The organism is Arthrobacter endolithicus, from assembly GCF_026627425.1.
Lineage (GTDB): Bacteria > Actinomycetota > Actinomycetes > Actinomycetales > Micrococcaceae > Arthrobacter_M.
In genome coordinates, this window is record NZ_JAPNLH010000001.1 from 265994 (window position 1) to 290152 (window position 24159).

At 63.7% G+C, this 24159-nt stretch carries 16 protein-coding genes; 10 read left to right on the plus strand and 6 right to left on the minus strand.

The genetic code is table 11. The features are described from left to right. Positions 1-68 precede the first annotated feature (68 nt). Positions 69-1070 (plus strand): ComF family protein, encoded by a 1002-nt coding sequence (locus tag OS914_RS01290; RefSeq protein WP_267544246.1) that lies wholly within the window; start codon positions 69-71, stop codon positions 1068-1070. A 51-nt stretch (positions 1071-1121) separates the two neighbouring features. Here the strand turns inward: OS914_RS01290 and OS914_RS01295 are convergent, their stop codons facing one another. After that, on the minus strand, positions 1122-1724 hold the full coding sequence (locus OS914_RS01295; RefSeq protein WP_267544247.1) for a TIGR03086 family metal-binding protein: 603 nt from the start codon (positions 1722-1724) through the stop codon (positions 1122-1124). Positions 1725-2038: 314 nt separating this feature from the next. Between OS914_RS01295 and hpf the strand changes: the two genes are divergently transcribed. The 3 genes from hpf to secA are packed head-to-tail and all read left to right on the plus strand — an operon-like array spanning position 2039 to position 6917. Next, positions 2039-2761, plus strand: a complete 723-nt coding sequence (hpf, locus tag OS914_RS01300; RefSeq protein ID WP_267544248.1) for a ribosome hibernation-promoting factor, HPF/YfiA family — start codon at positions 2039-2041, stop codon at positions 2759-2761. Between the two features lie 14 nt (positions 2762-2775). Further along, the gene (locus OS914_RS01305; RefSeq protein ID WP_267544249.1) at positions 2776-4023 is read left to right on the plus strand and encodes a winged helix-turn-helix domain-containing protein; all 1248 of its coding nucleotides are present in this window, start codon (positions 2776-2778) and stop codon (positions 4021-4023) included. A 41-nt stretch (positions 4024-4064) separates the two neighbouring features. Beyond that, entirely contained in the window at positions 4065-6917 is a 2853-nt protein-coding gene (gene secA, locus OS914_RS01310) for a preprotein translocase subunit SecA (RefSeq protein ID WP_267544250.1), read from the plus strand. A gap of 124 nt (positions 6918-7041) precedes the next feature. Here the strand turns inward: secA and OS914_RS01315 are convergent, their stop codons facing one another. Both OS914_RS01315 and OS914_RS01320 read right to left on the minus strand, forming a co-directional pair. After that, positions 7042-7788 (minus strand): Rv3235 family protein, encoded by a 747-nt coding sequence (locus OS914_RS01315; RefSeq protein WP_267544251.1) that lies wholly within the window; start codon positions 7786-7788, stop codon positions 7042-7044. 141 nt (positions 7789-7929) lie between these two features. Then, complete coding sequence (locus OS914_RS01320; protein ID WP_267544252.1) at positions 7930-8778, minus strand: LysM peptidoglycan-binding domain-containing protein; 849 nt, start codon at positions 8776-8778, stop codon at positions 7930-7932. A gap of 223 nt (positions 8779-9001) precedes the next feature. Here OS914_RS01320 and OS914_RS01325 point away from each other — a divergent pair, with 223 nt between their 5' ends. Continuing rightward, on the plus strand, positions 9002-9574 hold the full coding sequence (locus tag OS914_RS01325; RefSeq protein WP_267544253.1) for a hypothetical protein: 573 nt from the start codon (positions 9002-9004) through the stop codon (positions 9572-9574). A gap of 68 nt (positions 9575-9642) precedes the next feature. Here the strand turns inward: OS914_RS01325 and OS914_RS01330 are convergent, their stop codons facing one another. Continuing rightward, complete coding sequence (locus OS914_RS01330) at positions 9643-9894, minus strand: helix-turn-helix domain-containing protein (RefSeq protein WP_267544254.1); 252 nt, start codon at positions 9892-9894, stop codon at positions 9643-9645. A 283-nt stretch (positions 9895-10177) separates the two neighbouring features. On the opposite strand from OS914_RS01330, the gene OS914_RS01335 reads away from it, so the two are divergent. The 4 genes from OS914_RS01335 to OS914_RS01350 are packed head-to-tail and all read left to right on the plus strand — an operon-like array spanning position 10178 to position 18669. Then, on the plus strand, positions 10178-10876 hold the full coding sequence (locus tag OS914_RS01335; protein ID WP_267544255.1) for a CpaB family protein: 699 nt from the start codon (positions 10178-10180) through the stop codon (positions 10874-10876). Positions 10877-10890: 14 nt separating this feature from the next. Beyond that, positions 10891-12240, plus strand: a complete 1350-nt coding sequence (locus tag OS914_RS01340) for a CpaE/TadZ family protein (RefSeq protein WP_324290603.1) — start codon at positions 10891-10893, stop codon at positions 12238-12240. Positions 12241-12298: 58 nt separating this feature from the next. Next, the gene (locus OS914_RS01345) at positions 12299-17179 is read left to right on the plus strand and encodes an NAD-glutamate dehydrogenase (protein ID WP_267544256.1); all 4881 of its coding nucleotides are present in this window, start codon (positions 12299-12301) and stop codon (positions 17177-17179) included. 5 nt (positions 17180-17184) lie between these two features. Then, on the plus strand, positions 17185-18669 hold the full coding sequence (locus OS914_RS01350; RefSeq protein ID WP_267544257.1) for a sensor histidine kinase: 1485 nt from the start codon (positions 17185-17187) through the stop codon (positions 18667-18669). A gap of 65 nt (positions 18670-18734) precedes the next feature. On the opposite strand, the gene OS914_RS01355 is transcribed toward OS914_RS01350, so the two are convergent. Beyond that, complete coding sequence (locus OS914_RS01355; protein ID WP_196396459.1) at positions 18735-18983, minus strand: WhiB family transcriptional regulator; 249 nt, start codon at positions 18981-18983, stop codon at positions 18735-18737. A gap of 247 nt (positions 18984-19230) precedes the next feature. On the opposite strand from OS914_RS01355, the gene OS914_RS01360 reads away from it, so the two are divergent. Beyond that, a complete protein-coding gene (locus OS914_RS01360) occupies positions 19231-19713 on the plus strand; it encodes a hypothetical protein (protein WP_267544258.1) in 483 nt (160 codons plus the stop codon). 62 nt (positions 19714-19775) lie between these two features. Here OS914_RS01360 and OS914_RS01365 read toward each other — a convergent pair whose 3' ends face one another. Beyond that, complete coding sequence (locus OS914_RS01365; RefSeq protein ID WP_267544259.1) at positions 19776-23903, minus strand: FtsK/SpoIIIE domain-containing protein; 4128 nt, start codon at positions 23901-23903, stop codon at positions 19776-19778. Between the last annotated feature and the right edge of the window lie 256 nt (positions 23904-24159).

Sequence of the window (24159 nt, forward strand, 5' to 3'; positions counted from 1 at the left end):
GGCGGTGGTTGTTCGCATGCTGGGACCGCAGACCTGCCAACCGCGGCAGGACCGGCCAGCATGGGTGGATGGACAACCTGACCAAACCCGCCGTTGCCGCTCCGGCAGCGGTCGCGGCGTTCCACCCGGGCGTAGTTCCGGCGCTGCACCGGGGCAGGGCAACGCGATGGTGGGTCCGGTCCTGGCTATGGCTGGATTCCGCCGGGCGTGAAGTGGCGGCCCTGATACTGCCGGCGGAGTGCGTGGTCTGTGGTGCGGAGGACTGCTCCCTGTGCCGGGATTGCGCCCGCGCACTGCGGGCCGCCACGCACCATCCGTACCGTGCGGAAGAGAGCGCTCCGGCCCTGATGGACGTAAACGGCACCGTGCTGTTGCCGGTGGTCGCGGCGGGATGCTATCGCGATGAGCTGGCTCTGGTGCTGCTGGCCTTCAAAAATCACGGGCGCACCGATCTGGCTCCTTCGCTGTCGGGACCCCTTGGTCGATCCCTGTCCGCAGCGCTGGGGGCGGCGCCGGGTCCCGCACCGCACCGCCGGCGGGGCAGGCCGCTGCAAAACGGGGTAGTACTCCTCGTTCCGGTGCCGACCAGCGGGAGGGGCTACCGTAAGCGTGGCTACGATCCACTCTGGCGATTGCTGCTGGCGTTACTCCGGCGTTCAGCGTTGCCGTCGGGCACGATGCTCTGCCGTGCGCTGAGGCTCAAAACCCGGCCGCCCTGGCGGCAACGCAGTCAGAAGGCTTTGGGGCGAATGGCACGGCGCGCCAATGTGCGTAATTCCATGTATGTGCCGGCGAGCCCCTGGTCCGGGCGCAGTCGTGGGCATCGTCCCACCGGGAATTCCGCGGTGGGATGCGCATGGCGGCCGGTGCCCGGCCTAATGCACGGCCCGCAGCTGGCAGGACGTACGGTCGTGATTGTCGACGACGTGCTGACCACGGGCGCCACTGTCGCCGAAGCGGCCCGCGCGCTCCGGGCAGCCGGCGCCATCGTATGCGGAGCGGTGGTCATCGCAGCCGCAGGAGGTTTGATCCCTGCCGCGTCGGCAGCCTCTCGAACAGACGCCAGGTGACGGTAAATGCCCCTCTACTTTTCGGGCCAGCCGTCTTGGAACCCAGCGCTGTTAACGGCCATCCGCTACGAAGGCAGTGACGTCCCGACCCAGGCACGCAGCAAGTCGGTCCAGCGCCGACGCGTCCTGCGCGACGGGCCGCGGTGGTCCAAACGGGCTGCGCTCGGGCGGAACATCGGCGAGCCTCATTTCGGTGAAGGCTAATTCCTGCTCAGCAAGTTCCTGGTCGAACGGCGGCCGTACGCCAACGGCATGAGCCAGATCCCATCCGTGCACCAACGCCTCGACCAGCCGCAGATGCAGCGCGATGAGTCCTGGAACCGATCCGAAGGGCACCACGACGACCCTCTCCAGCGCGCCGGGGGAATTAAACGCTGCAAGCAGGGCAGTGACGGAGTCCCGATGCGCTGCCGCCCGTTGCCCTGGCGGCAAATCCGCGGCCAGCGGAGCAGCCGACGGTGCGGCCACTGCCGGGTCTCCGGCCAGGGCGTACGCGAACAGTTGATTGCCCGCGCTGAGATGGCTCACCAGCTCGTAGACGGACCACTGCGTGCACGGGGTGGGCAAATCCCATTGGTTGTCGCGGATACCCTCGACCAACTCTGAAATGTCGGCCAGCGAGCTGGCCAGTTGTTCCACGGGTGAACGCGACATGGTTTCCTCCCTTGGTTCCGCGGATGACTTCTGCGCCGACCATTCCACCGCACGATGTACGGTGTCAATACTCCGCGGTGCCTGAGAGGCTCCGGGCTCCCTAGGGCACGGAGGTATTGGGTCCATCGGCGGGACGAACGCGCTCGCTACGGACAACGCCAGCGAAGAAATGCGGGTCAGAAGATGAATAACAGGCATGAGTGGACTAGCGTGGGTAAACGGGTACCTCGTAGAGGTTGACCACCCGTCGGCGGTCAGGCAATGGTGAACGGCATTGCGGACCGTCGTGTCACCGAAGTCATTTGGAGGGCACCATGGAGTTCATGATCACCGGCCGCAACGTCACCGTTTCGGACCGTTTCCGCGAGTATGCCGGCGAAAAAATGTCCAAAGTTGAACAGCTCGGGGACAAGGTTCAACGCATCGACGCCAAGGTGTCGAAGGAGACGAATGCGCGGGCGGCAGATGCCCAGCTCACGGTCGAACTGACCGTTCAGGGCCGCGGCCCCGTGATCCGCGCCGAAGCGTCCGCAGGCGACAAGTTTGCGGCTTTCGATGTTGCCTACAACAAGCTGCTCGAACGACTCCGACGTGCGAAAGACCGCAAAAAGGTTCACCACGGCCGGCACGCTCCGGTGGGGGTGAACACGGCCACGGCCGCACTCCCCACGGTCAGCGCAACCGAACCGATCTACGCCCAGTCCACTGCCGAAAACGCCGCCGTTGCGGTTGAAGAGCGTTCCCCGTACGAGATTGACAATGATATTCCGGCCGGCGATTCACCGGTGCTGATCCGCCGTAAGGTTTTCCCGGCAACTGCTGTCTCGATGGATGATGCCGTGGACAATATGGAGCTTGTGGGTCACGACTTCTACCTCTTTGTCGACTCGGCCACGGGAGCCCCATCGGTGGTATACCGTCGGAGCGGATGGACGTATGGTGTGATCTCACTCGATGCTGACTGCGCCGATATGGACGCCGTCCCCGCCGAGGAGATCACCGCATATCGTTCCCCGGACAAGGCATCCATCGCCTAATCACTGGAGGTTCCATGGCAGCGGACCTCAGCCTCTCGCAGGCCCGACGGATTGCCTTGGGAGCCCAAGGACTAGCAAAGGAACGGCCCACCGGACCCATCAGCGCACGGGCGGTGGGCCGGACCTTTGCCCGGATCCAGCTGGTCCAGATCGATTCGGTAAACGTGCTCTCCCGGAGCCACTATCTGCCGTTCTTCTCCCGGCTGGGCAGCTATGACCGGGAAATCCCGGATCGACTCGCCGGGATCGCGCCTCGGGCCATGATGGAGTACTGGGCCCATGAGGCAAGCTTCATCCGCCCCGAACATTTTGAGGATCTGCGGCAGTGGCAGAGACGTCAATGGGTCGGCGCCCATGTGCTGGAGCCGGACCTGCGGACCTCGCTGGAAACCCGGATCCTGGCTGTACTGGCGGATGGGGCTGCCCTGACTGCACGGGAAATCACCGCGGCCATTGACCACCGGCAGGCAAAGGTGACCGATGGCTGGGGCTGGAACTGGAATGCCGCAAAGCGCGTGCTGGAAGATCTTTTTGAGCGCGGAACGCTCGGCGTAGCCTCGCGCACACTCCAGTTCGAGCGCAAGTACACGCTGACAGCTGCCATTTTGCCGCTCTCGCGCACCCAGCGAGATCCGGACGCTTCGCTGCGCCGGCTCATTGAAGCCGCGGCGGCCGCGCATGGGATCGGCACGGTCAGGTGTTTTGCCGACTATTTTCGGCTCCCGGCAAAACCAGCGGCGCGGGCGGTGGCCGAGCTGACGGAAAGCGGAATTTTGCTGCCTGTCACCGCACATGGCTGGGATGCTCCGCTTTTCCGGCACGTAAACGCTGTCCTGCCGCGGCAGGCAACGGGGCGCGCCCTGCTGAGCCCCTTCGATTCGCTGGTTTTTGAGCGGCGCCGGCTCGAGCAGCTCTTCGGCTTCCACTACCGGATCGAGATTTATACGCCGGCAGCCAAGCGCCGTTACGGCTACTACGTGCTGCCTTTCCTCCTCGGTGAGCGATTAGTCGCACGGGTGGATCTTAAGGCTGATAGGAGCAATGGGGTGTTGCTGGTCCGCGGCGCCTACGCCGAGGCGGATGCACCGGACGAAACGGCCGCCGAGCTGGCAGCTGAATTACGGCTGATGGCCAGCTGGCTCGCGCTTGCCGACGTCGTCGTCGAGCCCGTTGGAACGCTGGCAGCCGAACTCGCTGCAGCGCTGCGCTCCGGCGGGGAGGGAACCGAAGAAACGTTCCGTTCGTCTGTTCACGTAGACTGAAAAGGCCAGTTTTAGGCAGCCACAGATTGGGAGTAACATCCGTGCCATCACTTCTCGAGCGAGTCCTCCGTACCGGTGACCGCAAGACACTGAAGCGCCTTCATGTCTACGCGGACGCCATCGAGAGGCTGGAGGAGCCGTTCCAGACCTTCACCGATGCCGAACTCCGTGAGGAAACGGACAAACTGAAGGCGCGCCATGCCGACGGCGAGCTGCTGGACGAACTGTTGCCGGAGGCCTTCGCTGCGGTCCGGGAGGCTTCGTCGCGCACCCTCGGCATGCGCCACTTCCGCGTTCAGCTGATGGGTGGTGCGGCGCTTCACCTGGGCAATATCGCCGAGATGAAGACCGGTGAAGGTAAGACATTGGTAGCCACCGCTCCGGCGTATTTGAACGCGCTCGGCGGCAATGGCGTGCATGTGGTCACGGTCAATGACTACCTTGCGGAGTACCAGTCCGATCTGATGGGTCGTGTCTACCGCTTCCTCGGCCTGACGAGCGGGTGCATCCTGTCCAACCAGGACCCGGCCGTCCGCCGCCAGCAGTACGAAGCGGACATCACCTACGGCACCAATAATGAGTTCGGGTTCGATTACCTGCGTGACAACATGGCCTGGTCCGCCGAAGAGCTGGTCCAGCGCGGACACCACTACGCCGTGGTTGACGAGGTGGACTCGATCCTGATCGATGAGGCCCGGACACCGCTGATTATTTCCGGGCCGGCCTCCGGGGACGCAAACCGCTGGTACGGCGAATTCGCCAAGATGGTACTGCGTCTGAACAATGAAGACGACTATGAGGTGGACGAGAAAAAGCGCACGGTGGGCGTGCTGGAACCCGGCATTGAAAAGGTCGAAGACTACTTAGGCGTCAGCAATCTTTATGAATCCGCCAATACGCCGCTCATCGGGTTCCTGAACAACGCCATCAAGGCCAAGGAACTGTTCAAGCGAGACAAGGACTACGTCATCCTCGACGGTGAGGTGCTGATCGTTGACGAGCACACCGGCCGTATTCTGGCAGGCCGACGCTATAACGAGGGCATGCATCAGGCCATAGAAGCCAAAGAGGGCGTGGAGATCAAGGCGGAAAACCAGACGCTGGCCACCGTCACCTTGCAGAATTACTTCCGGCTGTACAAGAAGCTTTCCGGCATGACGGGCACTGCCGAGACGGAGGCCGCGGAGTTCATGGGGACCTACAGTCTCGGCGTGGTGCCGATCCCGACCAACAAGCCGATGCGGCGGATCGACCAGTCGGACCTCGTCTACAAAAACGAAGTGGTGAAGTTCGACGCCGTCGTCGAGGACATCGCTAAGCGGCACGATACGGGGCAACCCGTTCTGGTCGGTACCACCAGCGTGGAGAAGAGCGAATATCTGTCCAAGCAGCTGGCCAAACGTGGCATCAAGCATGAGGTCCTCAACGCGAAGAACCATGCGAGGGAGGCCGCCATTGTGGCGCAGGCCGGCCGCAGGGGAGCCGTGACTGTAGCGACGAACATGGCCGGCCGCGGTACGGATATCATGCTGGGCGGCAACGCGGAATTCAACGCCGTGGCCGCGCTCGCGGCCCGCGGACTGGATCCGGAAGAGACGCCGGAGGAATACGAGGCAGCCTGGACGGAGGCCTTCGAGGACGCCAAGAACGCGGTGTCGGAAGAGCATGACGCCGTCGTCGAGGCGGGCGGGCTATATGTGCTGGGCACCGAGCGGCACGAATCACGACGCATCGACAACCAGCTGCGCGGTCGCTCCGGTCGCCAGGGCGACCCGGGCGAATCCCGCTTCTACCTCTCGCTCACGGACGATCTGATGCGCCTGTTCAACTCCGGAGCGGCAGAACGTCTGATGTCCCGCTCGGTCATGCCTGACGATGTGGCGCTGGAATCCAAACTGGTGTCCAAGGCGATCGCCTCGGCCCAAGGCCAGGTGGAGGGCCGCAACGCCGAACAGCGAAAGAATGTGCTCAAATACGACGACGTCCTGAACCGACAGCGTGAAGCCATCTACGGAGATCGTCGGCGGATCCTCCAGGGCGACGACCTGCATGAAAAGGTCCAGTTCTTCCTGGAAGACACCGTTTCCGAGTCCATCGACGCGGCGACGGCGGAAGGTCACAGCACGGATTGGGACCTAAAGGCGCTCCTGGGCGGCCTGAAGACGCTGTACCCGGTCTCGGTGAGCACGGAAGAACTCGAAGAGGAGGCTGGCGGTGAGGACCGCATCACGCCTGAATTGCTGAAAACGGAGTTGCTCTCGGACGCCAAACTGGCCTATCAGGATCGCGAGGAGAAGCTGGGCTCGGAGACGATGCGCGAACTGGAGCGCCGGGTGGTGCTCTCGGTGGTGGGCCGCAAATGGCAAGAGCACCTTTACGAGATGGATTACCTGAAGGAAGGCATTGGCCTGCGGGCCATGGCGCAGCGCGATCCGCTCGTTGAATATCAGCGCGAGGGTTTCACCATGTTCCAAGCCATGATGGGGGCCATCCGCGAAGAAAGCATAGGGCTGCTGTTTAATTTGGAGGTCCAGGTGGAGGAGCCAGCCGCTGCGCAGGTCGGCGTCGTTGCCGATCAGCCGGCGTCGCTTCTTCAGCGCGTCGCCGGGGCAGCATCCGACGGCGCAGCGCCCGTCGGAGTGCAGGACGGCCATTCGGTGGCAGCGACGGAAGAACACGCTGCCATGAAGTTCAATGCGCCGGGTCTGCAGGCTCCTGAACAGCCGGCCTCGCTGCAATTCACTGCCCCTGATGTCTCCGGTGAAGCGGAGACCCATACCGAGCGGAGTTCGCGCGGAACCGGTCTGCCTCCTGCGGCGAAAAACACGGGCGGGGTTAAGAGCGGTGCGGCGAAGTCCGGTGCGGCGAAGACGAAGAAAAAGAAACGCCGCTAGGGCTGCGCAGCGGGCCAACGGCGGACGTAACGGTTCGTCGGCCTAGGCCGCCTGTGGTTGGCGTAGCGCCGTTGTTGACGTAGGCCGCCGGTGCCCCGGCGGGACCGGACCAGTCGTGCCCGCGTTACCCTATTTCGAGTGCAGTCACTTTCCAGACACCGTTGCGCTCTTCCATGCGCATGGCGAGGGCACGAATTCTCCGGCGTTCGGCGATAACTAGCGAGGATTCGTAAACACCGGGTCTGACGGCGCAGCAATGCAAGGATCGGACCGATGGGTTGCGGTGTAGTTCATGGACGTTGCTGTGGACGCTGCTGCGGTCCAGTGTCCGCTGCACCGATCTGGTCAGCTCCGCCCGGACCTGCAGGGCTTCGAAGCTGCGCGCATCCAGCCAGCGCGCCAGCTGCTGCACGGGGCGGCTGCCGGCGAGCACTTCCACGGCGGCCTGCCCGATCTTAGCGGTCATGGACCGGACCAGGGCCGCCTCGTCCGCTTGTGCCCTGGCGAGATCGAGTTGAAATTTTTCTGCCCGGGTTACCGATCCGTCGATCGCGCCAGCGCACAAACTGGCCTCTGCTTCCGGGTTGACGGGGGCCCTCAGTGCCCCTGATGAGCTTCGCGAGCCAATGTCTGCCGGGCTGGCGGACCAGGCCAAGGGACCTGCTGGTACACGGTTGTTTCGACGGTGGGGCGGCATCGGAATGACGGGTGCGATGTCCCCGCTGGCGTCGTCCTGCACGGGGGCCGGGCGACACCGTATGGCGGGGGAAGCGAGCACAGCTGGAGCGGCGCTGCCGGGCACGGGAGCCCCATCGGTTAGGGCGGCACTGGGGGGTAAGGCAGCACTGGCAAGAGCTGCTTGAGTCTTCATGGTTGTCTCCTTGTTTGAAATGCACTGGAGTTGCTTGGCTGCCGTCAGCTCCATGCTGTGGGGACTGCCGGAGCGCTGAAACCGGCAGATAGCCGGCTAGGTCCGTACTGCCTAAACGTCCTGCCTGCGGAAAATCTGCACTCATGGAGCACGCAGGATCTGGCCGGGAAGGATTAACGCTGGGTCGGAGCCAATGATGGAGCGGTTAATCCGGAACCAGGCCGGCCACTGTCGGGCAATCTCGGAATCGGTTGCCAGCGGACCAAGCTGTTGCGCCGCCAGGGTCCAGAGACTGTCGCCGGCCTTCACAACCACCGTTTTGCCCTCTGGCGGTGTGTCCGGTGGCAGCACTGAATCGGGCTGCCCACCAGCAGCCGCACCCTGCTGGTCCAGGAGCGGGCCGAAAACCGGCGATGCGCGGCTGGGAACGGGGGCAAGCAGACCTGGAGCAACCATGGGTGCCTGCGGCTGCCACTGCGGACTGATCGGTTCGAGGGCGGGCCCAGTTGCCGTCGTGGGGGTAGATCGTCCGGGTGCATCGGGTATCGGACGCTGCGGGGGAGGTAGCAGACCCTGTCGTACCGGCAGGACGGCCGAAATGGAGGGCTGCCACAGCGGGTTTATCGGTTCATCAGCCGCGTGGGCCAGCGGGGTGCACAGAAGATTAACTCCGAGGAAGGCCAAAACCAGCCGTCGCATAAACGCCGGAGCTAAACGACCGGTTGCATCAGCAGCCTCCGGCCGGCCGGTGCGCTGGAGGAGTCCGGCGATGACCGCGAGGACAAAGGCCAGGAGCCACCAGAGGACGACGGCGAATCCGACTGCCGCCGAGACGGCACCGACAGCTTCCTCAAAGCGGGGTGGGTGCAGGTATCCGCTACCGCTGAACCAGCGCAGCACAAGCACCGACCCGGTAAAGGCAAGGACTGCCCCGAGCAGCAGAATCGTGGCGGCCATCGCCGCATCGGCCCGCAACTGTTTGCGCATCATGGCTCCTTAGCAACTACTTGACGAACTATTTAATCCAAAAGTAAAGACGGGAACGGCAGGGACGGGCCTGCCTACAATGCTCCGTCTGAAACTTTTTGACGATGTTTGATGCTTTATAAGTTATCTTGAGCCTGTTTAGTTATTTTTGTCCATACCTCGGACTTAGATGTGGACAAGTGAAGGGGTCGTTGACCACGGGCAGCGGCGCTCGTAGGCTGACCGGATGCGATGGGACGCACTTTTTCGGGACATGGAGAATCAGTTGGCGGCCGGACGGCTGCTGGAATTGGAAACAGACGTCGCGGAGCTGATTCGAATGGAGGAGTCCGCGATATCACTGGCTGACCGGATCCGAGGCGCCGCCGACTCGCCGGTCACCGTCGTTCTGAGCGGTAACGTCCGGTTCAGGGGAACGGTCTCCTACGTCGGACAGGAGTGGCTTCTGCTAACCGAGGGGGAACGGTCCGTCCTGGTTCCGCTGCGGCACCTGACCCGCATCTCGGATCTGCCTAAAGGAGTGCTGAAACCTTTGAGTCAGGTTCCGCACACACTGGCGGCGGCTCTGCGGACCCTCGCACGGGAGCGGGCCGCTGTCCGGGTCTATCTGGTGGGTGCAGATATGGCGGGCAGTGGTCTACCGGTGACGGGCGTGCTGGACAGGGTCGGCTCCGACTTTGTGGAACTGGCGGTGGTCGCCGATGGCGAGCCGCGGCGGGAAAGCAGTGTACGCGCCCGCTTGGGGATTCCTTTCACTGCCGTTGTGGCCATAAGTTCACGGGCCCAGGCGCAGAGCTAGGCACCCTCGAAAATCTCAGCTGCGTATGCTGCGGCAGGACTGGGGAGAGTTCCCCCATCAACGGCAGTTCAGCTGTCTACCGGCCCTGCGGAAGTCTTGGTGCCCGGGAGGTGGGCGGCTTTCGAATCCGCCAGTAGTTGCTCTGTTGCGGCGTACCGGCGTTGGATAAAGTCTTCGAATTTGGTTTCTTCCACCCGCCATTGGCCGCGTCCGCCAATCTGAATTGCGGCAAGCTCCCCGCTACGGACCAGCGCATAAGTGGCCGCCGCGGAAAGCTGCAGTTGCTCCGCTACATCGGCAAGAGTCAGGAAGCGTGGCATGGCACTATCCTGCCACGTTTGGTCGCCGTTGACACGGTTATGCACACCCCGCTGCAGATACCGCTCCGGACTCGATATGTGGCCTTACACCGCGCATCTGGCGGGACGGTGCGGAAGCGGGTTGTGCACAAATTTTGGGTTGGCCCTTTCCTTCTTGGCCGCGAACCACTAGAACTAGGAGCACGATCACAAACACCGGCACCGCACCTACGACCAGAGGAACCATGACAGCCGGAAGCACAACGGCCTGGAAAATGCTACGGAATACACGGGGGAAGAACAGATGAGCTTTGACGGGGCGGCAAACGGTGGCTCGCCCTATGGCCCTTCTATTATCGGAGCCGTCAATAATGGTCTGCGTCCGGCAGCGCGGCTGAAGAAGCCGTCCTGGAAAGACCCGCGCCTGCTGGTGGGCATCTTATTGGTGCTGGCGTCCGTTGCGTCAGTGACGGCTCTGGTGGGTAGCGCAGATCAGACGGCTGAAGTTTATGCTGCCCGGGACAACATCGTGCTGGGGCAGAAAATTACTACCGCAGAATTGACCACCGTTCGGGTTCGGCTGGGCGATGCTCAGGGACTATATGCCATGGCCTCCGATACATTGCCGGCCGGGCAGGTGGCGGTTCGGCTAGTGCCAAGTGGTGAATTGCTGACCAAATCCAGTATGGGAACGCCGGATACATTAGGCCGCAAACCGGCGGCTCTGACCCTGGAGGAGGCCTTGCCGAAGGAGGTCGGGGTCGGTTCCCGGGTGGATGTGTGGGTATCCCTTCCCAACGGGAAGAACGGTTACGCCGAGCCGTCGCTGCTCTTGCCCGCGGCTGAGGTTGCGGGGCTGACTCCCGGATCATCCGCGTTGGGCGGCACCAAATCCACCGCCCTGCACGTCCTGGTCAGCACGGCGCAGATGCCTAAACTGCTCGGTGCCTTAGCCAACAAGGCGAAGATCGCCGTGGTCTGGAACCCGGCCGGCGGACCATGATGCAGATTCCCGTTGTGACAGTGGGGCAGAGCACCCAGGATCTTGTCGGCGAACTGGAGAAGCTGCACGGTCCGGTGACTGTAGTGCGGCGCTGCGGCGAACTTGCGGAGCTGCTCGCGGCCTGCCAGAGCGGGTTGGCGCGCGCCGCCGTCGTCCTCGGTGACGCCACGGAACTCACCGCCACGTTGGTCGACCGGCTGTCGGCCGTCGGTGTCGTCGTCATCGTACTGGCCGACGACGACGAGGCCGCCAGGTTGCGCGGGATTGGCGCGGTAGTGACGGCCTGCAGCACCGACCCGGCGACGCTGGCCAGCCAAATAGCGGCGGCAGTGGCCACGGCGGCCGGTACGCCAGGCACACGCGGATCAACGGACCGCTTCACCGGACATGCTGTCACCGCACCGCCAACGGAGCGATCGGTTCCGCGGACGGCCGCGCTTGGCGTTCCGGCGGTGGACTCCGCGGCCTGGACGGAATCCCCCGCCGCGCTTCCCGCCGCGCTTCCCGCCGCGCGCATTCTGGCCGTGTGGGGACCAACGGGAGCACCCGGGCGTACGACGGTCGCCATGAACATTGCGGCCGAGCTTGCCGCGTCGGGTTTGTCCGTGTTGTTGGTGGATGCGGACAGCTATGGCCCGAGCATCAGTGCCAGCCTTGGCCTGTTGGATGAATCAGCGGGTCTGGCGCAGGCGTGCCGCCTCGCCGATCAGGGTCTCCTCACTGCCGATGGCCTGCGGAATGTGGCAACATCGGTAGTTTTCACCGGTGGTCAGATGCATGTGCTGACCGGTTTAACCCGAGCGGACAGATGGCCTGAGCTGCGGTCCGCGGCGCTGGCGGGTGTTCTGGGTCTGTGCCGGGAAGTTGCCGACGTAACGGTGATCGACTGTGGGTTCGCTCTGGAAACGGATGAAGAACTGAGTTTTGACACGGCCGCACCGCGTCGGAATGCGGCCACGCTGCGGTCGCTGGCTGCTGCGGATACCATCTACGCCATCGGTGCCGCGGACGCTGTCGGGCTTCCGCGACTGGTGCGCGGCCTTGCTGAGCTAACGTCACTGCTGTCTCCGGCAGACCTGGTCGTAGTGCTGAATAAGGTCCGCAGCGCTGCGGCGGGCAGGGCTCCGGAACGGGCCCTGAAACTGGCATGGGATCGGTTCGGTCCGGAACTGGCGATCGGTCATTTTCTGCCCTGGGATCCCGCTGCCGCGGATAAAGCACTCAGTGCTGGGCAGCTCCTCCGGGAGTCAGGGCCGGAAGCGGCGCTGCGAGCTGCCATTGCTGCAATGGTTTGTGCACCCGCCCAGCACAGGCGCAGATCCGCTGTCGGAAGGACCACAGCGCGGCTGGGCGTTTCACGCTAGGCTCGATTTTGGGCCGCAATGAGGCGGACTTCAACAACTCTCACGGAGGCGTTACTTCATGTCGTCTGGAATCAACTCGGTCGAAACCGCCCTGGATGCAGCGGTGTCAGATCCAGCGGTGCTGGAAGCGTTCATCGCCGATTATTACCAGCAGCTCGCTGCCGAGGATTCGCAGTCCTACGATCCGCAGACTTTGAAGAACCGGGTGCTGGAGCACCGGAGCCTGGCCCATGACCGCTCTCCGGGCGAAGCCAAGGTTCATATCACCTCGGAGATTGATCGCAGCGTCGTCTACATTGTTACCGACGATATGCCGTTTCTTGTTGACTCTGTCAACGCTGAACTGGTCAGGCAAAAGACTGCCATCCATCTGGTTCTGCACCCGATGTTCGTCGTTACCCGAAACCGCGACAGCCATGAGCTTGTCAACGTGGCACGCGTTCCCTCCCACGTCGGTATCGCCAGCGGTGACACTGCCGCGCTGCCCAACATGTCCCACCTTATTGCCCAGGGCGATAACGCATCTTTCATGGAGTCGTGGATTGCCGTCGAGATCGATCTGGTCGGCGACGGTGTCAAAGAGGCCCTGTGCACGGGCCTTACCAAGGTTCTCGGCGATGTCCGGGCCGCGGTCGAGGACTGGCAGCCGATGCGCCAGCGGGCACTGAGCCGAGCCGAGCTGCTGGGGAAGGTCCGCGCCGCGGAGTCCATCGTGGATCTGCGCGAAGCAGAGGACCTGCTGCACTGGATGGACGCCGGCAACTTCACGTTTCTCGGTTACCGGGAATATGACCTGGTCCGTGAAGACGGCGAGGACGTCCTCGTCAACAGGGACGGAAGCGGGCTGGGGCTGCTGCGTGATGACCGCGGCAATAAGCACGTCCAGCATCTGACGGACACCGGCCGGCGCAAGGCTCGGGAGAAACGTGCCTTGGTCATTACCAAAGCCAATTCGCGTTCCACCGTGCACCGTGCGGCGTATCTGGACTACATCGGGGTAAAGTCCTTCGACGCGGCGGGGAACGTTAACGGCGAACAGCGGTTCATTGGCCTTTTTGCCTCCACGGTTTACACCGGAAGCGTACGGAACATTCCGGTAGTGCGGGAAAAGGTCGACGCCGTGTTGCGTCACTTCGGCTTCCCCCCGGATTCGCACTCCGGCAAGGACCTGTTCGCCGTGCTGGAGACCTATCCGAGGGACGAGCTCTTCCAGATCGAGGTTGAGGATCTGATCAACACCGCACAGGGGATCCTGCGTCTGCAGGAACGGCGCCGCACCAGGCTTTTCCTTCGGCCGGACATCTACGGCCGGTTCATGTCCGCACTGATCTATATTCCCCGCGACCGTTACACCACGGCCGTCCGGCACCGGATTGAAGCGGAGCTCACCAGCACCTTCGACGCCGTGTCCATCGACTTCGAGGCCAGGATGAGCGAATCCGCTCTGGCCCGTCTCTTTTTCCGGATCAGGCTGCCCAAGGGCGGGGAACTGGGTTCAGTGGACGCCGCGGCGTTGGAGCAGCGACTGGTGATGGCGGCGCGGTCTTGGCCGGAGGGTATCAGCGAGGTGCTCCGCGGAGCGCACCAGCTCGAAAGCGCCAACCAGCTGGCCGCACAGTGGTCCGACGCCTTTCCCGCCGGATACCGGGTGATTTTCGAGGTCGAAGAGGCACTGGAGGACATCCGCCGCTTTGAAGAATTTGATACCGCCTACAAGGCGCTGAAGGCGACCGGCACCGACGCGGGCCACTGCGTGCCCGGAACGTACGTCTACCTCCCGCAGGGCGGCGAGGCGGAGCGGGAGGAGGACGCCCGGATTAAGCTCTATATGGCCGATCCGAAGAGCCTGAGCCAGATTCTGCCGTACTTCCACAATCTGGGACTCGAGGTCTTGGACGAGCGTCCGTTCGAAATCCGGACGGCGGATCAGCGGGATTTCTTCCTCTACGATTTGGGCCTGCGGTATCCCAAAGGAATTGACCCGCTCGCCACGGCCGGCCTGCTCGCAGAGGCCTTCGGCGCCGCAATCACCGGGGCAAGCGAGTCTGACGCCTTCGACCGTTTGGTGCTTCGCGAAGGCATGGGCTGGCGGCAGATCGTGATCTTGCGCAGCTACGCCAAATACCTGCGCCAGATGGGCAATGCCAACTCCTATGGCTTCGTCTCCAACACGCTGCTGGCCAACGCCGGGGTGGCCCGTTCCTTGGTGGAGCTCTTCGATGCCAGCTTTAATCCCGAACTCAGCGCGGAGGCCCGGGCCGACCGGCTAGAACAGGTGCGCGCGGAACTTTCCGCGGGATTGGAAAACGTCCCAACACTCGACGCCGACCGGGTGTTGCGGACGCTGGCGAACCTGATTGAGGCGTCGCTGCGGACCAACTATTTCCAGGACAAGCCGTACCTGAGCATCAAGCTCAACCCGGCCATGATCGAAGGACTGCCCTTCCCGCGGCCGATGTTCGAGATCTGGGTCTACTCGCCCCGGGTTGAGGGCGTGCATCTGCGTTTTGGCAAGGTGGCCCGCGGCGGCCTGCGCTGGTCCGACAGGCGCGAGGACTTCCGCACCGAGGTCCTCGGGCTGGTCAAGGCGCAGACGGTTAAGAACGCCGTCATCGTCCCCACCGGGGCCAAGGGCGGGTTCTTCGCGAAGTCATTGCCGGATCCGGCCGTTGACCGTGCCGCATGGATGGCGGAGGGCGTGGAAAGCTACAAGACGTTCATCCGTGGCCTGCTCGATATCACCGATAACCTGGTCACCGGTGAGAACGGTGAACAGTTGGTGCCGCCGGAACGGGTGGTACGGCACGACGACGACGACTCTTACCTTGTGGTCGCAGCCGACAAGGGAACCGCGTCCTTCTCCGACATTGCCAACGCGCTTTCTGCTGACTACGGCTTCTGGCTTGGCGACGCCTTCGCCTCGGGCGGCTCGGTCGGCTACGACCATAAAGCCATGGGCATCACCGCCCGCGGAGCCTGGGAATCCGTCAAGCGGCACTTCAGCGAGCTGGACGTGGACACGCAGACCGAGGATTTCACCGTCGTCGGCGTCGGGGACATGTCCGGCGACGTCTTCGGCAACGGGATGCTGCTCTCCGAACACGTTCGATTGCTCGCGGCTTTTGACCACCGGCATATTTTTCTGGACCCGAACCCGGAGGCCGCCAGCTCCTTTGCCGAGCGCCGCAGGCTGTTTGACCTGCCGCGTTCCTCGTGGGCGGACTACGATTCCTCGCTGCTCAGCGAAGGTGGCGGCATCTACCCCCGCCAGGCCAAAACGGTTCCGATCTCCGCCCAGGTGCGCACCGCGCTGGGCCTGCCGTCAGGAACCACGAAGCTGAGCCCGCCGGAGTTGCTGCGGGCCATCCTGCTGGCGCCCGCTGACCTGCTCTACAACGGCGGCATCGGCACATACATCAAGGCCAGTACGGAAACCCATGCCATGGTGGGGGACAAGGCGAACGACGCGATCCGGGTGGATGGCCGGGACCTGCGCGTTAAGGTGGTCGGCGAGGGCGGAAACCTCGGCATGACTCAGCGCGGGCGCATCGAAGCCGCGCTCGCCGGAGTGATTCTCAACACCGATGCGATCGACAACTCCGCCGGTGTTGACTGCTCGGACCATGAAGTCAACATCAAAATCTTCGTGGACCGTATGGTCGCGGCAGGGAAGCTGGTCCCAGCGGAGCGGGCGCAGTTCCTCGCGGACATGACGGATCAGGTCAGCTCGCTGGTGCTCACCGACAATGTGGAGCAGAACATCCTGCTGCTCGTGGACAGGGCGCGCGTGGTTGAGGCCAGCCCCAGCTACGAGCGCCTGATGGACTGGCTGGATACCTCAGCGGACCTCAAGCGTGATATCGAGGCCTTGCCGTCGACGGCTACCCTGCAGACCAGGCTCGAAAGCGGGCAGGGGCTCACGTCGCCGGAACTTTCGGTCTTGCTGGCCTACGCGAAGATCGAGCTCGCGGGTGCCCTCACGGCCAGTGATCTCGCCGACGATCCCTGGTTCCGGAAAACCCTGCGGAGCTACTTTCCGAACCAGCTGGCGGAGCGCTTCGACGCCGAGCTGGACAGTCACCCGCTGCGTCGGGAAATTATCGCCACCGTGGTGGCCAATGACATGATTAACATCGGCGGCATCACGTTTGCCTTCCGTGCCATGGAGGAGACCTCCGTGAGCGAGGCGGTCATTGCCCGTGCTTTCGTCGCCATGCGGGAGATCTACCAGTTAGATGGCATGCTCGACGCACTCAATGCCTTGCCGCCGTCGTTCCCCACCGCACACTGGACCGGTATTCAACTGGATATCCGTCGGCTGCTGGACCGCGGGGTTCGCTGGCTCGCCAATCAAGGCACCGACGGCCGCCGGATTGACGACGTCGTTGCACAGTTCGGCCCCGTAGTGACTGGTTTGCGTCACGAACTCCCCGGTTTCCTGGACGGCGTAGACAAGTCACGGATCGAGACGTTGCAGGGACGCTCCGACGAGTGGGACGTCCCCGGAGAGTTGGGGCAACGTTGGGCCCAGCTGTTCGAAAGCTTTGCGCTGCTGGATGTTGCCAAGGTCTCCGGGCGGATCGACGAGCCGGTGGACAACATAGCCGGCGTCTACTTTGCGCTGTATAGCCACTTTGGGGTCGACGGAATGTTGGAGCGGATTACCGCCCTGCCACGGGATGACAGGTGGCAATCGCTGGCCCGCGCGGCGTTGCGCGACGATCTCTACGCCACGACGGCGGACATGACGGTTGCCGTGATGAGTGGGACTGAGCCGGGGCTGCCGGCCGCACAGCGAATCGCGGGATGGGAGGCACAGAACGCCGAGCAACTGGGCCGGGCCCGGAAGATGTTTGACGAGGTCAATGACCTGGAACAAGATGACATGGCGTCCTTGTCGGTGGCATTGAGGCTTCTGCGCTCCATCGTGCGGCACTAGCGAAGATGGCACTCTTCACCGACCCCATGCGGGAACATGCCAATTTGGGCCCGGGGGATTCGGAGTGGCTGCACCTGTTAGTGGGGGACTGGCAGCTGGTGGCAGATCTGGCCTTTGCGGACCTCGCGTTATGGTTTCCGGACCCGGACCCGGCGCACGGTTATGTCGCGTTGGCCCACGTGAGGCCATCCACCACGCATACCGTCTTCCACTCCGACATTGTCGGGGACCGGATCCGCAGCGATCTCTCACCCCTCGTGGCTAAGGCATGGGCGAGCCAAGTCATTGAGCGTTCGGCGGATACGAGCGGGTGGAACACCGATATGGCCATGCGGGTGGAGGCTGTGCCGATGGTCCGCAATGGCCGCACGCTGGCTGTCGTGACGACGCACATGGACCTGTCCAGTTCGCGGATGCCATCTCGGCTGGAGTTGACCTACCGGCAGTGTGCCTACGATCTGCTCAAAATGGGCACGCTGGGTCTGTGGCCTGATTTTGCTTCACCGACCGGGTCCCGTCGCGGTGCCCCTAGAGTGGGCGACGGCCTGATCCGGCTCGATGCCGAAGGTATTGTGCAGTACGCCAGCCCCAACGGCGTTTCCGCTTTCCGCCGGCTGGGCGACGTGGAATCACTGGAGGGCAGGTCTTTGGCGGAGGTAACCACAGCGCTGCTGCAGGACCGCCGCATGGTAGATGAGACACTGCCGCTGGTGGTTACCGGGCGGATGCCGTGGCGGACTGAGATCGAATCCGGAGGGGTCAGTCTGTCGCTGCGGGCTATCCCGCTGCGCGATGCCAACGAGCGTTTCGGCGCCGTCGTGTTATGCCGTGACGTGTCCGAACTGCGGCGCCGGGAGCAGGAGCTGGTGACCAAGGACGCCACCATCCGCGAAATCCACCACCGGGTGAAGAATAATCTGCAGACCGTGGCGGCTCTGCTGCGCATGCAGTCGCGCCGGATGCAAAGTGAGGAAGGCAAACAGGGGCTGGAACAGGCCATGCGCCGGGTGGGGACCATCGCCCTGGTGCACGAGACGCTGTCCCAAGGGCTGGCCCAGAGCGTCGATTTTGACGAACTGATCGGACGCCAATTCCGGCTTTCGGCGGAGGTGGCCTCACCGGCCCAACGAGTCCGCACGGAGCGGGAAGGTGTTTTCGGCGAATTGCCCAGTGATTTTGCGACGCCGCTGGCCTTGGTGATCAACGAACTCGTCACCAACGCGGTGGAGCACGGGCTACAGGGCAGAGAAGGCACCGTGTGGCTCAATGCCAACCGGAGTATTAGCGGTACCGGCGACGAAATTCTCAATGTCCAAGTATCCGACGACGGTGTAGGCCTCCCGGCGGCGCCCTACAGCGAGGGTTTGGGGCTGCAGATCGTCCGCACCCTGGTGACCAGCGAACTCGGCGGTTCCATTCACTGGTCGTCCCGGGTGGGGGGAGGCACGACGGTAGAGCTTGAAATGGCCCTGATCAGCCGCGGTGGCTGATCAGGGCCCAGGCAAGATCCCGCTTTCGGTGATCGGGTCACGCCGGCTAAGGCCGCTCGGCTCTCTTAGCTGGCGCGGCGGGCACGCGCGGCGCGGCGCTTGAGGGCGCGGCGTTCGTCTTCGCTCATGCCACCCCATACGCCCGCATCCTGACCCGATTCCAGGGCCCACTGAAGGCAGGTGTCCATGACCTGGCAGCGACGGCAAACGCTTTTCGCTTCCTCGATTTGGAGCAGGGCGGGGCCGGTGTTCCCCACGGGGAAAAACAGCTCCGGGTCTTTGTCGAGGCAGGCGGCGCGGTTGCGCCAGTCCATGCTGATCACTTTTCTCCTTCTGATTTGAGGGCGGTGGACTTTGTGAAAACATTCACGTGCCCCCACATAAAAAAGGGGCCTATGGGGCCCCCTTGGTCACTTCAACAAGCGTGTCATGTTAACGAAGCGTAAACAAGGGGTGGAAGGCGTTTTGACCGTGTTGGTGGATGAGCGATGCATCACACCGGGTGCTGAATCCGAAGCTTCCGATCAGCCTCGATTCAAGTTTCTCAGGTAGGGTGCCCTTGTGCCAATACCTGCAGCCAATGAACCATTTCGACCCGGCGACACCCCAGCGGAACCGTCCAACCCGTCCCCCGAACTGCCGGATGGCTTAATCAGGCCGGCTGGCGTTACCTTCTGCGCTGCTGTGCTGCTGCTGGAGTCGCTTTCCCTGCTGGCCATAGGTGTTTGGTATGTGGTTAACCTGCTAACGTCCGTTCCGCTGTCATTGGGGGGTTCGATTTTCATGGCGGTGCTACTTTTCGCCTTGGGTGCGGGCCTGTTGGCCGTGGCCGGCAATCTTTACCGTGGCTACCGTTGGACCCGTGCGGCCGCTTTCGTTTGGCAATTGCTGATGCTGACCATCGCCGTGCCGATCCTGCTCAATGGACTGGCTCTGCCCGGATTGCTTCTGTTGATTCCTCCACTGGCGGTCCTGGTCTTACTCTTTAGCCCCAAAGTCGTGGCGTTCACGTTGCGCTCCGCTGGCGGGCCACCCGCGCTGTAGATGTGGGAAGCGCTGTCGTTGCGGGAGGTGCTGTGGCCACGGGCCCACGTAATCATCGGCGGCTACGTACCGGCTGGGGTCGGTAAAGTAGCCGGGTGCCTTCCCGCAGACCTCCTGGGCAACTGCAGCCAGGTTGGACTGCCGTGGTCGATCAGTACGGCCCGGCCGGCCGGCAGATGTCCGTCTGTGTCCAAGCGGCAGTTGAAGAAGTCGCCATCGGCCGGGCGCCGTGGCGACAGGACCAGTCCGGTTCCGCAATTTCTGGCGGCCGAGGCAAGCTGAAATCTGCCAGCGCCAGGCGAACGGGAGTCGACGGCGGCAATAACCGCTGCCCCAGCGACGTGTAAACGAAGGGCCACGTCCTGAACCTCGGCATGGAGGCCGTCAGCATCGTCGATGAGCAGCACCAGGATCCGTCCGTTCGCGGCGCTCCGTTCGACGAGCGTCTGACAGCTCAATGTCCCGGTGCTGCCGGAGTCGAGTTCGATCCCCAGACGAAGCCAATCAAAGTGGCCGGGGTTCAGCTCCACGAGCGTTTCCAGCAGAGTGGTCTTTCCGCTGCGGGGTGGGCCCATCGCGAGTAAGACCGACCCCGAGTCGAGCCGAAGGTAGACCGGATCATGGTTGTCGCCGCCCAGTCCCAGCAATATTTCTGTCGAATTAAATGTCCGGTCATCGCTGCCGTCCGGGCAGTCAGAGGGCCTGCTCGCTGAAATGGCATGCGCCCGGGCGGAGACCTCGCTGACGGTAAGCTCCGAGGGAAGGGCACGGACCGTGAACGGTGGTTTCCCTTGCCGTGCCGCCGCGGTGCGAGTGCCACGGTCCGGGTCGTGAAGCGCCAGCTGCGCCGGGTGAATGCCCGCATCCAAGGTGCCCGCAGTGCCCGCATCCAAGGTGCCCCCAGTGCCCGCGGCGTCGTCGGCAATAGTTCCGGCTACCAGTACCCGCCCCGGATAGCGCGGGACCAGCGGCAACCTTGGCCAGGACAGCATGGATTCTGCGCTGGCACCCAACGGGAAAAAGATCCGGTTTGGAATTCCCGCGATGAACCGGGCCGTCATAAGTTCCCGTTCGCCGCTGATCATTAATACCGCTGCGGATTTGCGGCCGTCACGAACCACGTCCGCCAGCAGGTCTTCGCACCAGGGCCAGGGAGAGGATCGGATGGCGGAAAGCCAACGCCCCCATCCCGTTATGACCAGAACCAGCAGGTCCGTGCCGTCCTCCGGCTCATTGGGGAGGTCGGCGAAAAGCTGGAAAAGGCGTGCCGCGGAGCGCAGATCCACCGGCTCTAGATAGGCACCGACGTCCGCATGGACGGCCAAGGAAGCAAGCGAGCCGTCCCCGTCGAGGCAATACAACCAGGAGAACAAATTGTGGTGCTGTTGCAGCTGATCCACCAGGAGCCGACAAAGATCGGTCCGGGCCCCCGGCGTCGGACCAATCATCGCAAGATGTGATTGCCGCCGCGGAGCCCACGTCAGCGGGAGCACGCATTGAAGTTCCGGCACGTCCAAGAGCCCCAGGGAGAGCTCTCCGGGAGCCAGATCTGCCAGGTCCCGGCATGCCAGCACCTGAGGCAATTCCGGTGCCAGCGCCGCAGGAGGCAGGTTTTTCCCGGACAGGATTTGTGCCGAGCCCAGGATCCGGCTCCATTCGCGGGCCGGACCTGCAGAAGCGGTCCCGCGTTTAGCCAGTGGCGCTTCCTGTACCGCGTGCCGGGCCGATCGAATAACCGGATCTGCGACCCGTGTCTGAGCTGTCCACAGCACTGCGGCCTGAAACTCAACAGGAAGTTCGCCTCCACGGCTGATGTAGGCCCGTCCCGGCGACGCAAGGGGGATCCCGGCGGCCGCCGGAGTTCCGAGGACGTCCAGGGATTCGTATCCGGACTGCACCCGAAGGCAGATGTTGGTGGTGACATTCGCGCGGATGTCCGCCGAGATGGCTCCCTGCGGACGTTGCGTGGCAAGCACCAAGTGAATTCCCAGCGAACGTCCGGTCGCGGCAAGCCGCATCAGTTCGGGCAAAGCATCAGGGGCCTGTTCCACCAGCATCCTGAACTCGTCAACAACAATCACCAGCTGCGGAACCGGTGGGCGGGCCCGGGATTGTCCGCCCGGCGGGGCAGTGGCCGCGTAGCAGCGGATATCCTCCGCTCCTTCCTGGCTGAACAGACTCTCGCGCCTGCGGGACTCGGCCCGCAGAGATGTCAGCACCCGGTGCAGACCATGCCCGGAGATATCCGTGACCAGCCCCGCGCAATGCGGCAACTCAACCAGCGGACCCAGGCCCGAACCCCCCTTGAAATCGAGGAAAAGCAGCTGCAATGCAGACGGTGGATGGGTCGCGGCCAGACTGGCTACCAGCGTTCGCAGCAGCTCGGATTTGCCCGATCCCGTGGTGCCTGCGACCAGTAAATGCGGTCCATCACGTTCCAGGTCCAGCAGCAGCGGGCCACCGTCTGCGGCACCGATCACAATCGGCTCCAGGGCGGCAGCACAGTGTTGCCCCCAAATACCCAAGACTTCTTCCGGCGTAGGGAGCCCGGGCAGTGAAAAAGCCGCAGGAATACCCTGGATTCCGTCTGCCGCCGCGCCTGGGTGTGAGGAGCATGCGGTTCCTCGTTGACGGGCGAATCGTTCGAAAGTCACTGCGCTGACAAGATCCGGTACAAACCGTTCGCCATCCAGCAGTCCCTGCACACCGTCATCGGACGCAGTGAGACGGATCCGACTGCCCATTGGTGGTTCGCCTGCTGGTACCCAACTGTCGGCTCCGGGCCACTGCGCGGCGCTTTCAAGGAGGGGCTCCAGAGACTGATATCGGTGGACGGCGCTGACAGCCTGCGGTACGCCGTCCACCGCTCCTCGGGCCGCGGCGGGCACCGGAACAGCGGTCTGCACCACGGCCGTTGGGCCGGAAAGACTCAGCTGCACAGCCACTGTCGCAGGGTTGGCCGTCAGCACAACATTGGGCAGAAATCGGGCAGCTAATGGCAGTGTGCCGACCGGACCAAACACCACGGTCCGCACACCGGCTGCGTCGAGCTGCATGAGTAGGTATCTGAGCAGGCCGTTCACCGATTCCCGCGCCCCGGAAATGGCCAGCCCTCCGTTCGGGCCCGCTTCCCGGGGCTCCTCCAAGGCCACGAGCACCGGCATGCCGGACACCAACGGCGGGGAAAAGTTTTCATCCGCCGGAACCGCGGCAAGGTTCGCCGGGAGCGTTGCCGTTCCCACCCGGAGGCGCGCGAGGGACCCCGTGCGTACGCCTGCTCCACCGCGTCTGCCAGTGCCGTCGTCGTCCTTCTGGTGTGCTGTAAGAAGCCCCAGCCGAAGTACCAGGTCCGCCGCCGACGGGTACCCCGCGAGCCGTCGCAGGCAGTCTGCCTGGACAGCAGAGGTTAACTCGGAGCGGAAGGCCTTGCGGCGGCGGCCCGCTAAAAGGGGAAGCCAGACGCTCATGGCCGACATCGAGGCAAAGGCCATGAACATCCACTGGCCGGTCCCCAGGGCCAGGCCCGTCCCTAACAGAAGCGGCACGCCGCCCGTGACCGCCAGTGCCCAGGAACGCCCCGGCCGCTGCTGCGGACGCCGGACAGGCAGGGCGACCTGCGGCTCACCATCGTGAGGCGCAGGCTCTTCCGGATCCGGGACGAATACCAGCCGTACCCTGGTGGCACCGAAACTGATGGTTTGCCCGACAGTGATCGCGCCGCCGCGCGACCGCATCCCGTCCACCCAGAATCCAATAGCTCCCACCGGACAACGCAGCGAAATCAAGTGCTCGCCCACCTCCAACGCGGCGTGAATCCTGGACATTTCCGGATCCCGGATGCTGATCTCCACCCGTCCCCGGCCGATTCTGTACCGGCCGCGGCTGAGGGCAAACACAGCACCGGAATCAGGGCCGGCCAGCACCGCCAGCACCAGCGTCGGGCACTTGCGTTCCACCGGTGTCCCCATGGAACCGGCAACGACGACGGCGCCGCTGGTCAGCGGGGGAGTACCAACCGTCAGCACCGCCAGCGGCCGGGTGTTCAGTGAGAAGTCCGTCTCCGGCCAGCGCCGGGCCAGGCCATTTTCAATGACAGTACCGCTGCATCCCCGCGGGGCATCGATGGAAAGTTCGACAGGTTCCGCGATGGTGCAACCGGGCGCGGCCACCACGGTCAGTTCGAGTCTCATGGTGCGTTTCACACCTCCTGACTGCCTTTGTATTCGTCCCTAACCGTAAAATGCGCGGGCTGTGCCAGGGGAGCGCCGGCGGTGATTGTGGCTATCGCGGCTGCACCGGACGGGTGTGGAGGACCGGCAGCGAGACAAACCTTGATGGGGCCCGCAATGGCGGGGAACACAGCCGCGCAATGGGTGCGGAGCCGGCGCATCGGGTAACCTTGGCGAGTAGACGTGGGCACTATTGTGTCCGCACGCATATACACAG

Coding starts and splice junctions, on each gene's coding strand:
- OS914_RS01290 (WP_267544246.1), top strand. CDS start 69: ATGGACAACCTGACCAAACCCGCCGTTGCCGCTCCGGCAGCGGTCGCG.
- OS914_RS01295 (WP_267544247.1), bottom strand. CDS start 1,724: ATGTCGCGTTCACCCGTGGAACAACTGGCCAGCTCGCTGGCCGACATT.
- hpf (WP_267544248.1), top strand. CDS start 2,039: ATGGAGTTCATGATCACCGGCCGCAACGTCACCGTTTCGGACCGTTTC.
- OS914_RS01305 (WP_267544249.1), top strand. CDS start 2,776: ATGGCAGCGGACCTCAGCCTCTCGCAGGCCCGACGGATTGCCTTGGGA.
- OS914_RS01315 (WP_267544251.1), bottom strand. CDS start 7,788: ATGAAGACTCAAGCAGCTCTTGCCAGTGCTGCCTTACCCCCCAGTGCC.
- OS914_RS01320 (WP_267544252.1), bottom strand. CDS start 8,778: ATGATGCGCAAACAGTTGCGGGCCGATGCGGCGATGGCCGCCACGATT.
- OS914_RS01325 (WP_267544253.1), top strand. CDS start 9,002: ATGCGATGGGACGCACTTTTTCGGGACATGGAGAATCAGTTGGCGGCC.
- OS914_RS01330 (WP_267544254.1), bottom strand. CDS start 9,894: ATGCCACGCTTCCTGACTCTTGCCGATGTAGCGGAGCAACTGCAGCTT.
- OS914_RS01335 (WP_267544255.1), top strand. CDS start 10,178: ATGAGCTTTGACGGGGCGGCAAACGGTGGCTCGCCCTATGGCCCTTCT.
- OS914_RS01345 (WP_267544256.1), top strand. CDS start 12,299: ATGTCGTCTGGAATCAACTCGGTCGAAACCGCCCTGGATGCAGCGGTG.
- OS914_RS01350 (WP_267544257.1), top strand. CDS start 17,185: ATGGCACTCTTCACCGACCCCATGCGGGAACATGCCAATTTGGGCCCG.
- OS914_RS01355 (WP_196396459.1), bottom strand. CDS start 18,983: ATGGACTGGCGCAACCGCGCCGCCTGCCTCGACAAAGACCCGGAGCTG.
- OS914_RS01365 (WP_267544259.1), bottom strand. CDS start 23,903: ATGAGACTCGAACTGACCGTGGTGGCCGCGCCCGGTTGCACCATCGCG.